The following is a 19,405-nucleotide window of genomic DNA, read 5'->3' on the forward strand; positions in this document are numbered from 1 at the left end:
ACGTTGGGGATCATTTTGCTTTGTTCCCTTGTCATAACCCGCTCTGGAGCGGCATGGTAGCTTCATGAGTAATGCACCAGAAAATCACATTATCTTTGAAGACGTTCTGCCGATGGCACAGGGCCTGCTGGAAGCTGAGCGGGATGAAATTGCCAATCTGGCCAACATTGCTGCCCTGCTGTTCGAGGCGATGGCGCAGGTCAACTGGGTCGGCTTTTACCTGATGAAAGAGGGTGAGCTTGTGCTTGGTCCTTTTCAGGGCAGGGTAGCCTGTACGAGGATTGCTGTGGGTAAGGGCGTCTGCGGGGCAGCCGTGGCAGAACGGGCCGTGCAGCGTGTGGCGGATGTTCATGCCTTCCCGGGTCATATTGCCTGCGATGGGGCGTCAGAATCTGAAATCGTCCTGCCCATCATGAAGAATGGTGAGGTTCACGGGGTTCTGGATATCGACAGCCCCGTGAAGAACCGTTTTTCAGCAGAGGATCAGGAAAAGCTGGAAGCTCTTGTCCGGCTTCTGGAGGCGCATCTTTAACGCTTCAACCGCCGGAGCAGGCGGGTGCGGAGTTCATCCAGACTCAGTACCCGCAGGGCGATGAGCAGCCCGCCATAGAGGGCCGCACTACTGCCTACCAGCGTGAGGAGCATGAGGAGCCGGGGCAGAACATGCCAGACGGGCAATCCGGTTGCCAGAAGATGGGCCCCACTCCATGCCCAGCCGCCCATAATGAAGGCGGCAAGCATGATGCGGATTGTTCGTGTCAGGCTCCCGAAGGTGGGACGGAAAGAGTCCCGCCGCCAGAGCAGCCATCCGAGCGCTCCCATATTGACGATAGCTGCCAGAGTACTGGCCAGAGGCGGAGCCAGATGGGCCAGTGTGCGGTAGAGTAGCAGGTTGAGCGCCAGATTGATTCCCATCGTGACGAAACCGATGCGGACGGGTGTTGTCGTGTCGCCTTCGGCAAAGAAGGCCGGGGCCAGCAGCTTGACGATGATGAAGGCAGGCAGCCCCAGCGCATACATGCGGAGAGCGGCTGCAGAGTTCTGAACATCATGAGGCGTGAAATGCCCATAACCGAACAGGGTCGCCATGATTTCTGGTGCCAGACTGAACAGGCCGATCATGGCCGGAAGGCTGAGCAGCAGGGCGTAATTCAGGGCCTGATTCAGGCTGGTCTGTAAAGCGGGGCGATCATCGGCGGCAATATGGCGGGTGAAAAGCGGCAAGAGGGTCGTGCCAAGGGCAGCACCCAGCACGCCGAGGGGAAGCTGGTTGACCCTGTCTGCAAAATAGAGCCATGAGATGGAGCCTGTCGGCAGCAAAGTGGCGATGATGGTGTCGATGGTCAGGTTGATCTGCGTAACGCCGGACCCGACCAGCCCCGGCAGCATCCGGCGGAGCAGAAGCCTGATGTCTGTTGAAAGTGTGGGGCGCACAAGCGGCACTATCAGTCCGGCTTTTCGGGCGGACCAGAGCAGCCCGCCGAGCTGGACGATGCCGGAAAGAGTAATGCCCCATGCGCTGGTTGGTGCTACATAGGGGCGTCCCCAGTACGCCCCGGCAAGAATGGCGGCAATCCCGACAATATTGAAGGAAATATAGGCCGCCGAAGCAGCGGCAAAATGGTTGCGGGCATTAAGGATACCGGCAATCAGGGCCGCCCCACAGATCAGCACCGTATAGGGCATGGTGATGCGGGTGAGCTGCACGGCGATGGTAAAACGCTCAGTGCCATGAGAGCGGAAGCCGGGGGCGATGAGGTCAATCACCCATGGCATGAAGATTTCGGCCAGAATGGTCAGCAGGCTCAGCCAGAGCAGCAGCAGGGAGAAGGCCTGCCCTGCCAGCAGCAGGGCTTTTTCCGGCCCTTCCTTTTCGTAGCGTGACGTAAAGAGCGGGACGAAGGCGGCGTTGAGGGCACCTTCCCCAAAGAGGCGGCGGAACATGTTGGGCAGGCGGAAAGCGATTTGATACGCATCCTGAACCGGCCCAGCACCCAGAAACATGGCCAGAAGCTGATCCCGGACAAGCCCCAGCAGGCGGGAGAGCATGGTCCAGCCGCCAACAGTGAGAAGATGACGGAGCATGTCTAGCGGGGCTGCTCGTTGACTTGATGAATGGCCTTCAGCAGGCGGGGAGCCTGCGGGTCAGTCAGCGGGGTAAACCAGCTGTGGAGTTTTCCCTGACGGTCGATGAGATATTTATAGAAATTCCAGCGGGGCAGGGAGAGGAAGCCGCCTTCCTTTGCCAGCCAGCGGAATAGCGGAATGGCCTCCGTGCCCCGTACAACAGAACGGGCCGCCATGGGAAAACTTACCCCGTAACGGAGCTGGCAGAACTGCCTGATCTGCTCGGAAGTGCCCGGCTCCTGTTTTCCGAAATCATTGCTGGGCACACCAAGAATGATGAGGCCATCCAGCGTGGCATGGCCTGTTTCGAGCCAGAGTTTCTGAAGCCCCTCATATTGCTTTGTAAAGCCACATTCGGAGGCCGTGTTGACGATCAGGACGGGGCGGCCCTTCCAGCGGGAAATGTCAATTTCGCCACCATCAAGGGCGGGGAGCCGGAAATCATAAAAGCTGGTCATGGTGCTATGGCCTATTCAAAACGGGTCGGGCGGTCCAGCAGCTCATCACGGGCCTGATGGGGGGTCAGCTCTCCGGAAAGCAGGCGGGTGATGACATTGATGATGGGGGTCTCGATGCCGAAACGCTGGCCAAGTTCTTTAAGGGTCGGGGCTGTCAGCACGCCTTCGGCTACCGTATCACGCTGGGCCAGAATATCCTCGATGTTCTCGCCCCGCCCCATGGCCACGCCAAGGCTGTAATTGCGGGACCCGGCTCCCGTTGCCGTCAGGATCAGATCGCCCATACCGGCCAGACCGTACATGGTGCGTCCCTGTCCACCCATTGCATCGACAAGGCGGGCCGTTTCTGCCAGCGCACGGGTGATGATGGCCGCTCTGGCATTTTCCCCCATGCCCGCTCCGACACTGATGCCAGCCCCGATGGCAATGACATTCTTGGCGGCACCGGCAAGCTGTACGCCCAGAGGGTCCGTACTGGCATAGAGGCGCAGGGTGGGGGTGGTGAGGCGTTCGGTCAGCTTCGTGACAAAAGCGAGGTCCAAGGCGGCCAGCGTAGCGGCAGCGGGCATTCCCTGTGCGACTTCAATGGCGAAGTTGGGACCGGAGAGCACGGCAGCCGGACGGCCCGGCATGGTCTGCCCCACAACCTGAAGCGGCAGCAGGAAGGTACCCCGTTCCATGCCCTTGCAGCATGTGACGACCGGCACGTCAGGCTTCAGCCGTTCATGCAGGGCTAGCGTGACATCCCGTAATCCTTGTGTGGGGACGACAAGCAGAACGATGTCGGCTTCTGTAGGCAGGTCGCTGGTGACTGTAATGGTCTCTGGCAGGGTGATCTGCGGCAGATGGTGCAGGTTGCGTGTACCTGCCGGTACGGGCGTGCGGGACCAGAGGGTCACACGGGCGGTCTGGGACAGGGTGCAGGCCAGAGCGATACCCCACGCTCCGGCCCCGATGACGGCAATATGTGGCTGGACGGTCATGCAGATGGCTCCATCAGGGAAGCGTGCCCGCTGGAGGGCATGTCTGGTGAGGGCTGTGGCTGGTAGGGCTGGCGTTCATTCAGGGGCCAGCGGGGACGGGGGGCAAGGGCAATGTCATTCGGGATTTCACCCTGTTTCAGCCGCTCCAGAGCGGCCCAGCCAATCATGGCGGCGTTGTCGGTGCAGAGCCGCAGCGGAGGAGCTAGAAAGGTGATGCCGTGCTGGTGGGCAATGTCTTCCAGACGCTGGCGTAGCACCGTGTTGGCTGCCACACCACCGGCCACCACGAGAGAGGTGACCTGCGGCACCATTGCCAGAGCATTGAGGATACGGTCAGCCATCACGTCCGTCACAGCCTGCTGGAAGGAGGCGGCGAGGTCGGCAGCGACCTGCCGGGGCAGGGCATCCCGCCCATAAGGTTCGATATGGCGGGAGACGGCTGTCTTGAGGCCGGAGAAGGAGAAGTCGCAGCCGGGACGGCCTTTCAGCGGGCGGGGCAGGCTGTAAGCCTGTGGATTGCCCTCTTGTGCGAGTTTTTCCAGTGCCGGGCCACCGGGCCAGCCCAGCCCCAGCATCTTGGCGACCTTGTCGAAAGCTTCCCCGGCAGAATCGTCAATCGTGCCACCAAGGCGGCGATACTGGCCCGTATCTTCCACGGCGATGCACTGGCAATGCCCGCCAGAGACCAGCAGGGCCAGATAGGGGAAAGAAGGGGCTGTCTCGTCAGGTCGCAGAGCAGCGGGCAGGCGGGGTGTGAGGATGTGCCCCTCAATATGGTTGATGCCCATGAAAGGCTTCCCACAAGCCATGGCCAGACCCTTGGCGTAGGAGCTGCCGACAATCAGCCCGCCAATCAGTCCGGGGCCGGTCGTGGCGGCGAAAAGGGCAATGTCCTTTAGTTCCAGCCCTGCCCGCTGGAGGGTCAGCTCCACCAGTTCCGGCAGGGCTTTCAGGTGGGCACGGGCGGCCAGTTCCGGCACGACACCGCCCAGCGCAGCGTGATCTTCCTGCGAGAGAACACTCTCCCCAAGGAGGGCACCGTGAGCGTCCAGAATGGCGCAGGCTGTGTCATCGCATGAGGTCTCGATGGCGAGAATGGGGGTGAGGCGGGCAATGTCAGACATGATGAGCCATTATGACGGATTCTTCTGAAGCATGACACCCCTTCCAGAATCGGTTATGGAGGAAGCACCATGAATGCATCACATTTTTCCTCCGCAGCCCTTCAGAAGATCGCTGCCGAAGCGTCCCGCCGCTCTCATGCGCAGTCCCCGCCAGACCGCCGCAAGCTTCCCTTGCGGGTGGGAACACGAGCCTCCCCGCTGGCTCTGGTGCAGACACGGCACTTCCTGACCCGGCTGACCCGTTTCTGTCCCGTCCTGCGAGATATGGGGGCCTTCAAGGAGGAGCAGATGCAGACCTCCGGGGACCTGAACCTCAAGGACCGTCTGGCAGAGATCGGCGGGAAGGGGCTGTTCTCCAAGGAGATTCATGAGCTTCTGGCCGTGGGGGGCATTGATTTTGCCGTTCACAGTCTCAAGGACCTTGAGACGCATCTGCCACCGGGGCTGGTACTGGCCTGCACGATGAAGCGTGAAGATGCCCGTGATGTGCTGATGCTGCGCAAGCGTGGCGTGACGGTCGATCCTGAAAGGCCGTTCGACTGCCTGCCAGAGGGGGCACTGGTGGGGTGTGCGTCTGTCCGCCGTCAGGCGCAGATGCTTCATGTCCGACCCGATCTGCGTTTCACCCTTCTGCGGGGGAATGTTCAGACCCGTCTGGACAAGCTGGGGGCTGGTAAATGTGATGCGACCCTGCTGGCCTATGCCGGACTGAAACGGCTCGGCATGGAAGACCGTATTGATGTGCCGCTCTCTCCTGATGTGATGCTCCCGGCATCCGGGCAGGGGATCGTGGGTGTGACGGTACGTGAGAGCGACCATGAGCTGCGGGAACTTCTGTCTGCCATTGAGGACCCGGAAGCCCGTGCCGTAGCCACGGCAGAACGTGCCCTTCTGGCGGAGCTTGATGGGTCCTGCCGGACACCGATCGGCGGCTATGCCCAACTGAAGGATGGGCGGCTGCATCTTTCTGGTCTGGTGGCCAGTGAGGATGGTACCTTTCTGCTGCGCCGGGAAACGGAAGGTCTGCCGGAAGACGCAGCCCGTCTGGGCTATGAGCTGGCCTGTGAGCTGCGGCGGGACACACCGCCCGCCATCTTTGCAAAGATCGTCCAGCCCTGAAAGCTATGCGTCGGGTGGTACTGGTTACCCGACCTGAGCCGGGGTTGAGCGAGACGGTTCAGGCTGTGCGGGAGCAGGGCTGGCAGGCGGTGGCTTGCCCTGTCATGCAGATGGTGCATATGCCGCCTGTGACTGACCATGCCTGTCGGGCCATGCTGGTGACGAGCAGTCAGGCCCTGCCTTTTCTGGTGAATCAGGACCGTGACCGGCTTCTCCTGACGGTCGGCAGCCGTACGGCGCAGCGGGCCGAGGCGATGGGCTTCCGACAGGTTGAGGCAGCTTCGGGGACACAGGAAAGTCTGGAAGCGCTCTGCCGTCAGAAGGGCGTCAGTGGCCCGGATGTTATGCTGGCCTGTGGGCGGGGACGGCGTGGCCAGCCTTACGGGGCTGATCTGGCGGAGGCTCTGGGGGCACAGCGTTTTGAGGCTTATCAGGTTCAGCCCATGTCCGGCCTTTCCGGGGAGGCGTTAGCTGCTTTGAAGGCGGGGCGGACTGCTACCGTTCTTTTCTATTCCGGTGAGACCGTTGCCTTATTCATGGAGCTATGTCCGCCGGAGCTGTACGAGATGCTGGCACAATGTCGGGCCATCTGCCTGTCGCAGGCTATTGCCGGGCGCGCAGAGGAGTTCGGTGTCTGGGGTCAGATAGAAGTGGGTGATCCCTTATCTCTGCTAGGGGATGGCCCGTGACTGAAAAAGGCGTACCCCTAAGAGGTACGCCTTTTTCATAATCAGAAAGAACCCGGAGGGGCTATCTGGATCAGGCTTCGCCTTCTGGCTCCGGGAAGTTCTGGGCCTGCTTGGCGTGCCACAGGGCCGTGAAGTCAATCGGCTGAAGCACGACCGGCGGGAAGCCGCCATCCCGTGTCACATCGCTGATGATGGCGCGGGCAAAGGGGAAGATCAGGCGGGGCACTTCCACCAGAAGAATCGGTTCGATCACTTCCTGCGGCGGGTTATCCAGCGTGACAACGGCAGCATAGGACAGCTCGGCAATGAAGACGACCGGCCCCGGCTTGTCGCTGCCCTCAGCAGGGGCTTCAGTGGCCTCGGTGCGGACGATCAGAGTTACTTCGTAGATGTCCTGATCTTTTTCGATGCGGTTAGCCTGCACGTCAATATTCACGCCAACCTGCGGCGGGGCCTGAAGGGTCGTGAAGGTTGCGGCGCCACGGGGTACCTCGAAGGAGAGGTCCTTTGTGTATTGCAGGTTGATGGCGAGCGGCAGGGTCGGAGGCGTGTTGTCCTGTGCGGCTTCGGAGGTTGTGGAATCAGACATCAGGATCATCCTTGCATGAATGGTGGAGGGCGGGGTGCTTGCAGGGGCGCTTGCCTGTTACTGGGAGAAGCCAGTGTCTGGCGGCCTGCATATGCACGTCTTTCATGCCGGTAGCATGTCTTGCAGACAGGGCCAAGCGAGGGGGGCATCTTTGTGGCACAGCTGTGCGACATGGATGCAGGGATCGGGGAGGCGTGGCATATGGACCCAGCCAAGGCAGAACCCTTGAGATTAGGGCGGGAGAGTCCTACCTTTATGGCAATATGCGGAGCTGTGGCCATGCAGCCCTGTCTCCTCAATGTGATGATTTAGGACGTAAGATGGCGGAATTCCCTTGGGATATCGTTTTTTGGGCTGTGCTGGCTGTCGTAGCTGGCAGTGCCCTGTTTTTTGTTCTGGGGCGGCGTGTGGGCGCACAGGCGCTGCGGCAGGAGCATATTCCCGCTGTCCGGGGGGCTGGACTGCAAAAGGGGGGTGTGGCGGATGCCCCTAAACCGCCGCCCTTGCCCAGCCGTGCAGGGACGGAGCAGAAGGCAACAGAGTACGGTGTACCGGCAGCTGATTCCTCATTGGGGCAGGCACTGGCCCGAGTCGGTATGGTCGTTAATGGCTTTTCCGCCGAGTATTTCCTCAAGAATGCAGAAGATGCCTTTGCTCGAACTATCAAAGCTTTTGCCTGTGCGGATAGGGACATGCTGGGGAAAACACTCAGCCCGGCTGTCTTGGACGCCTTCGGCAAGATTCTGGATGAGCGTGAGCGGCGTCAGGAACAGGTCTATCTGGAACTCAGACGGATAGAGCGACTGGATTATGTGTCTGCCTTCGTGGAAGGTGGGGTCTGCCGTCTGGAAGTTCGGATCGTGTCATGGCAGATCAGCAATTGCCGGGACGAACAAGGCACGATCATTGAAGGAACGGAGGCTTTGACAGAGTTTCGGGACCGCTGGACGTTTGAACATGAGGTAAACGGTCAGTGGAAGGTGGTTGCAACGGACGCTGACTGAGGCTACCCCGCTTGAAGAAGATGCAGTCTCCTCTATGCAGGGGCTGGGTGTGGTGTTGCAAAGCCCGGCGGTTTGTCCGCGCCGGGAAACTGGTGTGTTCGATATGATGAAACGTCGTGTTCCTTTTGCTGGCCTGATGATGGCTCCTCTGATGCTTGCTCTGGCAGGCTGTATGCCCGGTACGCCAACGGGTAAGATGGATGTCACACCCGCCAGTTTCAGTCAGCTCTCTGGCTGGGAGAAAGAGGATCATACGGCGCTTATGAGCATGATGAAGCTGGAATGCCAGCGTATCGCTCATCTGCCAGAAGGAACATCATTAGGGGGAGCTCTTACCCTGCCTTATGGTCGTCAGGTGAAGGACTGGCAGGGTGTTTGTACGGCAGCCTCGACCATACAGGGCAGTGATGAAGTACAGTCCCGGCGCTTTTTCGAGAACTGGTTCCAGCCTTACCTTGTTGAGAAACAGGCCTTCTATACAGGTTATTATGATCCAGAGGTTCCGGCGTCTCTTACCAAGGGAGAGGAGTATCAGACTCCCGTTTACGGTCGCCCTAAGGACCTGCTGAGAGGCAGCAATGATAAGGGTGAGCTGGAATATGGCCACTGGGTCAATTCCGTTTTCCGCCCTTATGATGACCGTGCAACCATCGATAAAGGCTCTCTGAAAGGGAAAGGGCTGGAAGTCGCTTGGCTGAAAAGCCCTGTCGATCTGCTCTTTCTACAGACACAGGGCTCTGGCCGCCTGCGCCTGCCAGATGGGCAGCAGGTCTTTCTTGGCTATGACGGCCGGAATGGTCAGCCCTATGTGCCGATTGGGCGGGTTCTGGTCCAGCGTAAGCTGATGCGTGCCGAGGATGTGAATGTGCAGAGTATCCGTGAATGGCTTGCCGCGCATCCGGATCAGGTGAAGTCGGTTCTGGAGGCGAACCCGAGCTATGTGTTCTTCCGCCGTGTGGACCGCACGGCAGATGAGGGACCAACTGGCGGTTTCGGCCTGCCTCTGACACCACAGCGGTCTTTGGCTGTGGATAGGCGTTTTGTTGGCTATGCGATGCCTGTCTGGGTGGATATTAGTGGGCAGGATGCACAAGGGCGTTATGTGTCATGGTCCCGGATGGCCTTTGCGCAGGATACGGGCAGCGACATACGGGGGGCAGGGCGTGGTGATCTGTTCCTTGGTTGGGGCGATAAGGCGGCCAAGATCGCTGGTGACATGAAGAATTACGGCCGGATGATGGTTCTTGTTCCGCTACCGGCCCCTAAGGACACTGGGGTTACACAGTCTGCCGGCGCTACTGGTGTCGATCCGGCTGGGGGAGCGCAGGCGGCCAGATGATACGGGCGCGTCGTGAGACGCTGGGGAGACATGCACTCATCCGTGGTGACTGCCTGAGCGTCATGCGGCGTATGCCCGCAGGCAGTGTGGATGTAGTCGTGACCTCCCCGCCTTATAATCTTGGCTTGGCCTATCGCAGCTATAAAGACAGTCTCTCCGAGGAAAGTTATCTCGACTGGATGGAGCTTGTCTGCATTAAGATCGCCCGTGTCATGCGGGATGATGGGTCTTTCTTTCTGAATATTGCCGGGTCATCAGCTCAGCCATGGTTGCCTTTTGAGCTGATGGTCCGGCTGCGGAAAACATTCACGCTTCAGAATCATATTTCATGGATCAAATCCGTGGCGGTGGGAGAGGTGACGCATGGGCATTTCAAGCCCGTGAATTCACCCCGTTACGTTAATCGTAATCACGAGCATATTTTTCATCTGACAAAACAGGGTGATGTGGAGCTGGATCGGCTCGGTGCGGGAGTGCCCTTTACCGATAAGAGCAATATCCATCGCCGTCAGCATCAGGAAGACCGCCGTTGCCGGGGAGATACATGGTTTATCCCTTATGAGACGGTGCGAAGCCGGTCTGCCCGGTACAGCCATCCGGGGACGTTTCCTGTTGCCTTGCCGGAGCGCTGTATCCGCCTGCATGGGCTGAAACCGGACATGATGGTGCTGGACCCTTTCATGGGAACGGGGACCAGTCTTATAGCCGCAGAGTCCCTGAAGGTGCGTTCCATCGGGATTGAGGCTGATACGACATATGTCCGGTTTGCACGCAAGCGACTGCGTGCCATGATAGCACAGGGCAATGATGCAGAGCTGTGATGAGAGACGGGGCGCAATAAGGTGGCAAAACGGGTTCTGGGCGATGATGAGGCGGCGTTATGGCGTGCCTTTGTGCATGATGTAGCCCCGTTGCGGACGGGGCGGCGCTCTGCACTGGCACCAGCGAAACCGGCCTGCAAAGCGGAGACATCGGCACCTGTTAGCCGTCCCGTTGGGGGTAAGGCCTCGGCCATGATGACGGTACGTCTGGTAGAGATGCCTACCGTGCAGCGGCCTCGTGTGCGCCCAGCGCCACATGTAGGCGTCCGTGCGCCCGGTCTTGATGATACGCAGTGGCGGCGTCTGTCCCGTGGCCAGATGAGGGTGGATGCAAAGCTCGATCTGCATGGCTACATCGTGCAGGAGGCGTTTGAGGAGTTTCACCGTTTCATGCAGCGCAGCCGTGTCATGGGCTGGCGATGTGTGGAGATCGTCACGGGGTTGGGCAGTGGCGTGCGGGGGGGCAGTATTCGCCGGGAACTGCCGCATTGGCTGCATCGTGCCGATATAGCCCCCATGGTGTTGGGGGTCGTGCACAGCCATCAGGGGAATCAGGGAGCGTTACGGCTTCTTTTACGGAAAAAGCGTTAGAGGTTGAGGGAGAGGACTATTCTGCCCTTGGAGAAGGGAAGAAGGTTTTCTATAACATTAATATCGAGAATGATTATCAATTGAGGTAGGAGATCGCGAGGCAGGGGATGCTCCCTTTGCGGGATGATTTTCCAGAAAGAAGGCGTAGGAACATGGTTTCACTGAAGACCCTGCTGGGTTCCGCCAGTGTCATGCTGGCCGCTCTGGCTGTTGGCGTTCTGCCGGTTCATCAGGCGCAGGCAAAGGATGTCCGGGACATTACGGGAGAGGTCGTCTCCGTCCCTGATCATCCACAGCGGATCATTCTGGGTGAAGGGCGGCTGATTTACGCTCTGGAGCCTCTGGAAGGGAAGCACCTGTTCGATCACGTCGTGGGCTGGCAGGGCGAGTTCCGTGAGGCGGATAAGCAGAATTATGAGCAGATGCTCAAGACCTTTCCGGAAGCCGACAAGGTGGCCGTGATCGGTCGCACGACCGCCGATACGATCAGCCCGGAGAAAGTGCTGGACCTTCATCCTGATCTCGCCATTTTCAGCACAACAGGCCATGGGCCGGGGCAGTCCGGTGATGTGACAGCCCGCCTGAAGGCGGCTCATATTCCTGTCCTGTTTGTGGATTTCCGTCAGGACCCGGTGAAGACGACCGTGCCCAGCATGCTCATTCTCGGTCAGGCCCTTGGTCGTGAGGACGAGGCCAAGGCCTATACGGATTTCTATAACAGCCGCCTGAATGTCATCCGTTCGGTCGTGGATACCATTCCAGAGGCCCAGCGCCCCAGCGTGTTCATCAACATGCTGGCCGGAGCACGGCAGAGCTGCTGCCATACGGCAGGGCGAGGCAATATGGGGGCCTTCATTGAGGCTGCCGGTGGCCGTAATATCGCTGCTGACCTCCTGCCGGGCTATATCGGGGATGTGTCAGCCGAGATGGTCATTGCCAAGGACCCGGACGTGCTGATTCTGGATGGGACACGAGGGCCGGGCAATAGCGGGCCGGGGCTGAAAATGGGGTCGCAGGTCATGCCAGAACTGGCACAGGCCTCCCTCAATGCCTTGCTGAAAGCTCCGGAGCTTGCAGGGTTGAGTGCTGTCCGCAACGGGCGGGCTTACGGCATCTGGCATACCTTCTATGACAGCCCCTTCAACATTCTGGCCATTGAGGTCATGGCAAAATGGTTCTACCCAGAGCGTTTCAAGGATCTGGACCCGGATGCTGACCGCAGCCTGATACAGAGCCGCTTTACAGTCATGCCGAACAGCGGGACATATTGGATCAAGGCGAATGCCCATTAAAGAAACAGGAACGGAAGCGGACGGGTCATCAGCCGAAATGGCCCGTCTTGCGGCACGACTTACAGGAATACAGACTTCTTATGTAAAACTGACCCGTCACCGGGTCGGTCTTCTTTGTCTGCTGGCAGGGCTGATTGTTCTTTCACTTCTGCTGGATTTTTCGCTTGGTCCGGCAGGGCTTGGGCCTAAAGCTCTGATGCATGCACTCCTCAACCCTTCATCAGGTACAAATGCGGTTATTGTATGGCATATCCGCCTGCCTTACGCTCTGATGGCGGCCTTGGTGGGGATTGCTCTGGGGATTTCCGGCGGGGAGATGCAGACGGTTCTGGATAACCCGCTGGCCAGTCCTTACACGTTGGGCGTGTCTGCCGCTGCGGCCTTTGGGGCGTCACTGGCCATCGTGCTGCACTGGCATATTCCCTATGTGCCGGATAACTGGATGGTGCCGCTGGATGCCTTCGTTTTTGCCGTTGGTTCAGCCGGTCTGCTGGAGCTGGTGGCCCGGGCACGGGGTCATTCCACGGCCATGGTGGTGCTGTTCGGTATTGCGCTGGTTTTCACCTTTCATGCCTTCGTGGCCCTGATGCAGTTCATTGCGGATGAGGATGCCTTGCAGGACCTCGTCTTCTGGACAATGGGCAGTCTGACACGGGCGGACTGGGGCAAGATTTCCGTGATGAGCCTTGGCTGCCTGCTGGTTCTGCCATTTTGCTTCCGGGCGGCTCCGGCTCTGACAGCCTTGCGGCTGGGTGAGGACAGGGCGGCCAGCTATGGCGTGGATACCCGACGCCTGCGGATGATGTCCCTTTTGCGGATCAGTATCCTTTCCGCTCTGGCGGTGTCCTTCGTGGGAACGATCGGTTTTGTGGGGCTTGTGGCCCCGCATATTGCACGCCGCCTGCTGGGGGAGGATCATCGTTTCTACCTGCCCGGTGCGGCTTTGTGTGGAGGCCTCATCATGTCTCTGGCCTCCATTGCCGCCAAGAACATCCTGCCGGGTGTCGTGATTCCGGTGGGGATCGTTACGTCACTGGTCGGGATTCCGTTCTTCCTTACTGTGGTTCTGAAAAAGGGGGCCTGACATGGATGAATGTCCGACAGATCAGCTTGAGGTCGAGAAGTTCAGCGTCCATTACGGGCGGCGGCAGGTTCTGCATGATATGACGCTTGCTCCCATGCGGGCAGGACGTGTGACGGCCCTGCTGGGGCCGAACGGATCGGGGAAATCTACCTTCATGCGGGGGATTGCTGGCCTGACCCGTGCGGAAGGTAGTGTCCGTCTGGCCGGGCAGGACCTTGCAAAGCTTGGTGTGGGTGAGAGAGCCAGACTGGCCGCCTATCTGCCCCAGAGTCTTCCGCCAGCCGTACATCTTCAGGTGATTGAGGCTGTGATGGTGGCCCGCCGGGCTGGAGAGGCCGTTTCCGCCGAGATGGCCTTGCGCGAAAGCACTGATGTTCTGGAGGAGCTGGGTATCGGTCATCTGGCTCTGCGTTACATGGATGAGCTTTCTGGTGGCCAGCGGCAGATGGTGGGTCTGGCGCAGGCGCTGGTGCGCCGTCCGGCCATGCTGCTGCTGGATGAGCCGCTGAGTGCGCTGGATTTACGCTACCAGTTTGCCGTCATGGATGTTGTCCGCCGTGAGACACGCAAGCGCAACATCGTGACGCTGCTTGTCGTGCATGACCTGAACATCGCCCTGCAACGGGCGCATGATGTCGTCTATATGCGGGATGGTCAGCTTGTGGCGCAGGGGGCCGTTATGGCCGTGACAACGCCGGAGGTTCTAGGGAAGGTCTATGGTGTTCAGACCCGTCTTGAGGTCTGCCCCCGTGGTCTGCCTCATGTGCTGGTGGATGGCATTTTTGAGGAAAGTGCCTGACACGGTTCTGATGTATCAGGAATGAAAAAGGCGGGGTCATCATGCCCCGCCTTTTTTTATGGCTTCACGGCCAGATGACTTCCGGCGGCATGGACATCAGGATGGCATCGGTGTTGCCACCTGTTTTCAGGCCAAACAGGGTGCCCCGGTCATAGAGGAGGTTGAACTCGACATAACGTCCCCGCCGCTGGAGCTGGGCCAGACGGTCTTCATCTGTCCACGGGGTGAACATCCGTTTGCGGACGATACCTGCATAGCTGTTCAGGAAGGCTTCCCCGACATCACGGGTGAAGGTGAAGTCATTGGTGAGGTTCTGGCTGTCCAGCCAGTCATAGAAGATGCCGCCAAGCCCACGAGGCTCATTGCGGTGCTTCAGGAAGAAATACTCGTCACACCATTTCTTGAAGCGGGGGTAATAATCCGGGTCGTGTTTATCGCAGGCTTCCTGAAAGGCCCGGTGGAACTCTGCGGCATCTTCACGGGCTTCTGCACTTTTGGGGAACATGGGGGTGATGTCCCCGCCGCCGCCAAACCACCCCTTGGAGGTGATGATCATGCGGGTGTTGAAATGAGCCGCACTGACATGGGGATTGCAGGGATGGGCCACCAGCGAGATGCCCGTGGCGAAGAAGCGGGGGTCTTCCTCCGCTCCGGGAATAGTTTTGCGGAACTCTGGTGAAAACTCACCCCAGACTGTGGAGACATTCACGCCGACCTTCTCGAAGACACGCCCCTTCATGACAGACATGACACCGCCGCCGCCTTCCGGCCGGTCCCATGATGTGCGCTGGAAACGCCCCGGCTGTTCATGGCCTTTCAGGACAGGCGCATCTTTGCTGGCGGCTTCGTCTTCCAGAGCTTCATAGGCGGCGCATATCCTGTCCCGCAGGCTTTCAAACCAATTTCGGGCTTCGTCCGTCAGGCTGGCATGGGGGAGGTCAGGCAGGGCGAAAGGCGTTGAGGCAGACATGAGCATCTCCTGATCTGTGAAAGCAGAAACGGACAGTGTGTCACTCTGATGGTGTCATGATTGTCCTTCATAGGCGAAAATTCCTTGTCTGGCTTACTGACTTTTCCGGATGCTGTGAAAAGGGCGAACAGCTTTACCTGTTGATTTTTGGGTTGGTCTTCTTAAACACTCTCCGCTATCTGATGAGAGACTGCCAGAAGGGTTGTGCGGGATTGTGTAACCTGCGAGCGGCGACCGGGTCGGGGCAGGATGAAGTGAGGATTTATGGTTGCAGACAAGATGATTGAGCCCGTCATTGGTGTCATCGGGGGTTCCGGCCTTTATGAGATCGATGGGCTGGAAAATCGGGAATGGCGTCGTTGTGAGTCCCCCTGGGGTTCCCCTTCTGATGAACTGCTGTTTGGCACGTTGGAGGGCGTAAAGTGCGTGTTCCTGCCCCGTCACGGCCGTGGGCATCCCATTCCGCCATCCCGTCTGAATTACCGTGCGAATATTGATGCCCTCAAACGGGCTGGCGTGACGGACATCATTTCTCTCTCCGCTGTAGGGTCTTTGAAGGAGGAGCTGGCACCGGGCCATTTCGTGCTGGTGGACCAGTTCATCGACTTGACGCAGGGTCGCCCTCGCACCTTCTTTGAGGAAGGCTGCGTGGCGCATGTCAGCATGGGTGAGCCGGTTTCAGCCCGTATGGCTGGTGTACTGGCTGATGAGGCCGAGAAGCTGGGCATTACCGTGGCACGGGGCGGCAGCTATGTCGTGATCGAAGGACCACAATTCTCCACTCGTGCCGAAAGTGAGCTGTACCGTTCATGGGGTGCCTCTGTCATCGGCATGACGAACATGCCAGAGGCCCGTTTGGCCCGTGAGGCCGAGATGAATTACGCCACGGTCGCCATGGTGACAGATTATGACTGCTGGCATGAGGAGCATGAGAACGTCACGGTGGAAGCTGTGGTCCGCACCATGAAAAGCAATTCCAAACATGCACGGGAGCTTGTCCGCCGGGCTATTCCAGCTCTTGGCAAGGCTCGTCCCCTTTGCACGGGGCCCGGTGCGGCAGAGCGTGCGCTGGATAACGCCATCATCACCCCGCCAGAAGCCAGAGACTTTTCCGTTCTGGCCCGTCTGGATGCCGTGGCAGGGCGTGTGCTGTTCAATAGCTGAACAGAACGTCTGATAATGTCGTGAGAAGGGCCTCCCTGCCAGTGCAGGGAGGCCTTTTTCATGCCATCCGTTTCAGAAACCGTGCAGCAGACCACCATCAACCGGGATGCAGGTGCCGGTGATGTAAGAGGCGAGAGGACTGGCGAGGAAGGCAGCCATATGGCCCAGCTCCTCTGGCTGACCGTAACGGCCAACGGGCACCCCATCTTCTTTCTGTTTGCGGAACTCATCAAGGGGAATGCCCGCTTTTTCAGCCCGTATCTTGTTGAGGGAGGCGATGCGGTCCGTCTCGAACCGTCCCGGCAGGAGTGTGTTGACGGTTACACCATCACGGGCCACCTCTCTGGCGAGGGTTTTCCCCCAGCTTGCCAATGCTGACCGTAAGGCACTGGAGAGAACGAGATTGGGAATAGGCTCTGCCACACTGGTGGAAGATACCATAATGACCCGACCAAACTGCCGCTGCCTCATACCGGGCAGATACTGGCTGACGAGCTGCATGGTGGGAAGGAGCATGGTGGCAGCTTCTTTCTGCCAGAGAGCTGGATCGCATGTTGTGGCAGGCCCTAAAGGCGGGCCGCCACCATTGCTGATGATGATGTCGGTTTCCGGGACACTGTCCTGCAACGCTTTCAGGCAGGACTGGACACTGTCGGTCTCCGAGAAATCTACGACATGCCAGAGGGGTGTGATGCCGGTTTCCACCGTAAGAGCTTGAGCGGCCTTCTTCAGTTTGTCCTCACTGCGGGCAAGAAGGCAGGGCTGGACGCCCTCCTGTGCCAGCGCACGGGCAATGCCCAGCCCAAGCCCCTGACTCCCGCCCATGATGATGGCGGAACGTCCTTTCAGATGTAGCTCCATGCTGGTCTCCTTCGTCTCTATCCTGATGCCTCTTTATGAGGTGGATGAGGAGCAGATTCACGCTTCACGAAGCATCAGGCAAGGGGAAGAAGGCGGTGATCAGGAATGATAAGAATTGTCTGTTTTCAAAAGGAAATTCAAAAGCAATAACGATTAAAAAATCCTGCCGCCTTGATGGGTATCCTTCTTGACGCTGCACGGGGCCATACCTATCTCTCACTCGCCCCGTGAAATCGGGGAGTTTACTGGTGCGCTGCTAGAATGAGCGCAATAACCCGGCTGCGCTGCTTCAAAGAAGGGCCAGCCTAAAATGGAGTGATCCATGACGAAGTTTCGTCCCCTTCACGACCGTGTAGTGGTCCGCCGTCTGGACGGTGAAGAAAAAACCGCCGGTGGTATCATCATTCCTGAGACCGCCAAGGAAAAGCCGATGGAAGGCGAAGTCCTGGCTGTTGGTTCCGGTGTCCGCAATGAGCAGGGTCAGATCGTGCCGCTGGATGTTAAGGCTGGCGACCGTGTCCTGTTCGGCAAATGGTCCGGTACTGAGGTGAAGATTGGCGGTGAAGACCTGCTGATCATGAAAGAGAGCGACATTCTGGGGATCGTTGGCTGAAGCCACTTTCCGGATTTTCTTTCTGACCATCTTTAAAGGAATTAGATATTATGGCTGCTAAAGACGTAAAATTTGGTGCTGATGCCCGTGAGCGTATGCTCCGTGGTGTTGATATTCTCGCCAATGCCGTGAAGGTGACACTCGGTCCGAAGGGCCGTAATGTCGTTCTGGACAAGAGCTACGGTGCTCCCCGCATCACCAAGGACGGCGTTTCCGTCGCCAAGGAAATCGAGCTGGCTGACAAGTTCGAGAACATGGGCGCACAGATGGTGCGTGAAGTGTCCTCCAAGACCAACGATGTGGCTGGTGACGGCACCACGACCGCTACCGTTCTGGCTCAGGCTATCATCCGTGAGGGTGCCAAGGCTGTGGCCGCTGGCATGAACCCGATGGACCTGAAGCGTGGCATCGACAAGGCTGTTCTGCGTGTCGTGGATGAGCTGAAGACCCGCACAAAGAAGATTTCGTCTCAGGATGAGATTTCTCAGGTTGGTACGATCTCTGCCAACGGTGAGTCCGAAGTTGGCAAGATGATCTCCGAAGCCATGGAGAAGGTCGGCCATGAGGGCGTCATTACGGTGGAAGAAGCCAAGGGCCTGCACACCGAGCTGGATGTCGTGGAAGGCATGCAGTTTGACCGTGGTTACATCTCCCCGTACTTCGTGACGAATACGGAGAAGATGACCGCCGATCTGGAAAACCCCTACATCCTGATCCACGAGAAGAAGATTTCTTCTCTCCAGCCGATGCTGCCGCTGCTGGAAAGCGTTGTGCAGTCCGGTCGTCCGCTGCTGATCATCGCTGAGGAAGTCGATGGTGAAGCTCTGGCAACGCTGGTCGTCAACAAGCTGCGTGGTGGCCTGAAGATCGCTGCCGTGAAGGCTCCGGGCTTCGGTGATCGCCGCAAGGCCATGCTGGAAGATATCGCCATCGTGACAGGCGGTCAGGTTGTGTCCGAAGATATCGGCATCAAGCTGGAATCCGTCACGCTGGATATGCTTGGCACGGCCAAGAAGGTGCATATCGACAAAGAGAATACCACAATCGTTGAAGGTGCCGGTGCTGCTGAGGGCATCAAGGGCCGTTGCGCTCAGATCCGCTCCCAGATTGAAGCCACGACATCTGACTACGACCGTGAGAAGCTTCAGGAACGTCTGGCCAAGCTGGCTGGTGGCGTTGCCGTGATCCGCGTTGGTGGCAGCACCGAAGTCGAGGTGAAGGAGCGTAAGGACCGCGTTGATGACGCCCTGCACGCAACTCGCGCCGCTGTTGAGGAAGGTATCGTCCCGGGTGGTGGTACGGCTCTGGCCCGTGCAAGCCTGCTGTTCGATGACCTGACCTTCGAGAACGATGACCAGCGTGCTGGTGCCCAGATCGTCCGCAAGGCCCTTCAGGCTCCGCTGCGTCAGATCGCTCACAATGCTGGTGAAGATGGTGCCGTGATTGCTGGCAAGGTGCTGGAACTGAGCAACTACAACGAAGGCTTTGACGCCCAGAAGGGTGAGTACAAGGACCTCGTGGCTGCCGGTATCATCGACCCGACAAAGGTTGTCCGCACAGCCCTTCAGGATGCCGCTTCTGTTGCTGGCCTGCTGATCACCACCGAAGCCATGGTTGCCGAGCGTCCGGAGAAGAAGTCCGACGATGCTGCTGGTGCCGGTATGGGTGGCATGGGCGGAATGGGTGGCATGGGAGGTATGGGCGGCTTCTGATCGCTCATTCCTCTCCATCCCGGTCGTTCGGCCGGGATGGCCTCCTGTTACGACAGGTCAAAAGAA

At 58.9% G+C, this 19,405-nt stretch carries 20 protein-coding genes; 13 read left to right on the forward strand and 7 right to left on the reverse strand.

Going from position 1 to position 19,405, the window contains the following annotated elements; translation table 11 throughout:
• The first annotated feature begins 64 nt into the window (after positions 1-64).
• Positions 65-532 (forward strand): GAF domain-containing protein, encoded by a 468-nt coding sequence (locus NQF86_RS01980; RefSeq protein WP_266115929.1) that lies wholly within the window; start codon positions 65-67, stop codon positions 530-532.
• Here the strand turns inward: NQF86_RS01980 and murJ are convergent.
• The 4 genes from murJ to tsaD are packed head-to-tail and all read right to left on the reverse strand — an operon-like array spanning position 529 to position 4,692.
• Positions 529-2,085, reverse strand: a complete 1,557-nt coding sequence (gene murJ, locus NQF86_RS01985) for a murein biosynthesis integral membrane protein MurJ (protein ID WP_266115930.1) — start codon at positions 2,083-2,085, stop codon at positions 529-531. The two genes, NQF86_RS01980 and murJ, sit on opposite strands and share 4 nt — an antisense overlap.
• A gap of 2 nt (positions 2,086-2,087) precedes the next feature.
• Positions 2,088-2,585, reverse strand: coding sequence for a glutathione peroxidase (locus NQF86_RS01990; RefSeq protein WP_266115931.1), 498 nt, complete (start codon positions 2,583-2,585; stop codon positions 2,088-2,090).
• Between the two features lie 11 nt (positions 2,586-2,596).
• Entirely contained in the window at positions 2,597-3,568 is a 972-nt protein-coding gene (locus NQF86_RS01995) for an NAD(P)H-dependent glycerol-3-phosphate dehydrogenase (protein WP_266115932.1), read from the reverse strand.
• Positions 3,565-4,692, reverse strand: a complete 1,128-nt coding sequence (tsaD, locus tag NQF86_RS02000) for a tRNA (adenosine(37)-N6)-threonylcarbamoyltransferase complex transferase subunit TsaD (RefSeq protein WP_266115933.1) — start codon at positions 4,690-4,692, stop codon at positions 3,565-3,567. Before tsaD ends, NQF86_RS01995 begins: the two co-directional genes overlap by 4 nt.
• A gap of 69 nt (positions 4,693-4,761) precedes the next feature.
• On the opposite strand from tsaD, the gene hemC reads away from it, so the two are divergent.
• Complete coding sequence (gene hemC, locus NQF86_RS02005) at positions 4,762-5,811, forward strand: hydroxymethylbilane synthase (RefSeq protein ID WP_266115934.1); 1,050 nt, start codon at positions 4,762-4,764, stop codon at positions 5,809-5,811.
• A 5-nt stretch (positions 5,812-5,816) separates the two neighbouring features.
• A complete protein-coding gene (locus NQF86_RS02010; RefSeq protein WP_266115935.1) occupies positions 5,817-6,500 on the forward strand; it encodes a uroporphyrinogen-III synthase in 684 nt (227 codons plus the stop codon).
• Positions 6,501-6,570: 70 nt separating this feature from the next.
• Here the strand turns inward: NQF86_RS02010 and secB are convergent, their stop codons facing one another.
• Entirely contained in the window at positions 6,571-7,089 is a 519-nt protein-coding gene (gene secB, locus NQF86_RS02015) for a protein-export chaperone SecB (protein WP_266115936.1), read from the reverse strand.
• Between the two features lie 320 nt (positions 7,090-7,409).
• Here secB and NQF86_RS02020 point away from each other — a divergent pair, with 320 nt between their 5' ends.
• From NQF86_RS02020 to NQF86_RS02050, 7 genes are all read left to right on the forward strand, one after another.
• Positions 7,410-8,093: a Tim44/TimA family putative adaptor protein gene (locus NQF86_RS02020; RefSeq protein WP_266115937.1), complete on the forward strand. Its 684-nt coding sequence runs from the start codon at positions 7,410-7,412 to the stop codon at positions 8,091-8,093.
• The gene (gene mltA, locus NQF86_RS02025) at positions 8,074-9,432 is read left to right on the forward strand and encodes a murein transglycosylase A (protein WP_266115938.1); all 1,359 of its coding nucleotides are present in this window, start codon (positions 8,074-8,076) and stop codon (positions 9,430-9,432) included. The genes NQF86_RS02020 and mltA overlap by 20 nt, the downstream gene beginning before the upstream one ends.
• Positions 9,429-10,253 carry a DNA-methyltransferase gene (locus NQF86_RS02030; protein WP_266115939.1) on the forward strand — a complete coding sequence of 275 codons (825 nt, stop codon included), beginning with the start codon at positions 9,429-9,431 and terminating at the stop codon, positions 10,251-10,253. The genes mltA and NQF86_RS02030 overlap by 4 nt, the downstream gene beginning before the upstream one ends.
• A 21-nt stretch (positions 10,254-10,274) precedes the next feature.
• A complete protein-coding gene (locus NQF86_RS02035) occupies positions 10,275-10,844 on the forward strand; it encodes a Smr/MutS family protein (RefSeq protein WP_266115940.1) in 570 nt (189 codons plus the stop codon).
• Positions 10,845-10,996: 152 nt separating this feature from the next.
• Positions 10,997-12,136: an ABC transporter substrate-binding protein gene (locus NQF86_RS02040; RefSeq protein ID WP_266115941.1), complete on the forward strand. Its 1,140-nt coding sequence runs from the start codon at positions 10,997-10,999 to the stop codon at positions 12,134-12,136.
• Positions 12,126-13,220 (forward strand): FecCD family ABC transporter permease, encoded by a 1,095-nt coding sequence (locus tag NQF86_RS02045; RefSeq protein ID WP_266115942.1) that lies wholly within the window; start codon positions 12,126-12,128, stop codon positions 13,218-13,220. The genes NQF86_RS02040 and NQF86_RS02045 overlap by 11 nt, the downstream gene beginning before the upstream one ends.
• 1 nt (position 13,221) lies before the next feature.
• A complete protein-coding gene (locus NQF86_RS02050) occupies positions 13,222-14,019 on the forward strand; it encodes an ABC transporter ATP-binding protein (protein WP_266115943.1) in 798 nt (265 codons plus the stop codon).
• A 64-nt stretch (positions 14,020-14,083) separates the two neighbouring features.
• On the opposite strand, the gene hemF is transcribed toward NQF86_RS02050, so the two are convergent.
• Positions 14,084-14,995, reverse strand: a complete 912-nt coding sequence (hemF, locus tag NQF86_RS02055) for an oxygen-dependent coproporphyrinogen oxidase (protein WP_407652842.1) — start codon at positions 14,993-14,995, stop codon at positions 14,084-14,086.
• A gap of 258 nt (positions 14,996-15,253) precedes the next feature.
• Here hemF and NQF86_RS02060 point away from each other — a divergent pair, with 258 nt between their 5' ends.
• Entirely contained in the window at positions 15,254-16,153 is a 900-nt protein-coding gene (locus NQF86_RS02060) for an S-methyl-5'-thioadenosine phosphorylase (RefSeq protein WP_266115945.1), read from the forward strand.
• Between the two features lie 72 nt (positions 16,154-16,225).
• On the opposite strand, the gene NQF86_RS02065 is transcribed toward NQF86_RS02060, so the two are convergent.
• A complete protein-coding gene (locus NQF86_RS02065; protein ID WP_266115946.1) occupies positions 16,226-17,014 on the reverse strand; it encodes an SDR family oxidoreductase in 789 nt (262 codons plus the stop codon).
• A gap of 322 nt (positions 17,015-17,336) precedes the next feature.
• Between NQF86_RS02065 and groES the strand changes: the two genes are divergently transcribed.
• Both groES and groL read left to right on the forward strand, forming a co-directional pair.
• Entirely contained in the window at positions 17,337-17,627 is a 291-nt protein-coding gene (gene groES, locus NQF86_RS02070; RefSeq protein ID WP_266115947.1) for a co-chaperone GroES, read from the forward strand.
• A gap of 50 nt (positions 17,628-17,677) precedes the next feature.
• The gene (gene groL / locus NQF86_RS02075; protein WP_182081194.1) at positions 17,678-19,339 is read left to right on the forward strand and encodes a chaperonin GroEL; all 1,662 of its coding nucleotides are present in this window, start codon (positions 17,678-17,680) and stop codon (positions 19,337-19,339) included.
• The last annotated feature ends 66 nt before the right edge of the window (positions 19,340-19,405 follow it).

The organism is Bombella pluederhausensis (assembly GCF_026385525.1).
Taxonomy (GTDB): domain Bacteria; phylum Pseudomonadota; class Alphaproteobacteria; order Acetobacterales; family Acetobacteraceae; genus Bombella; species Bombella pluederhausensis.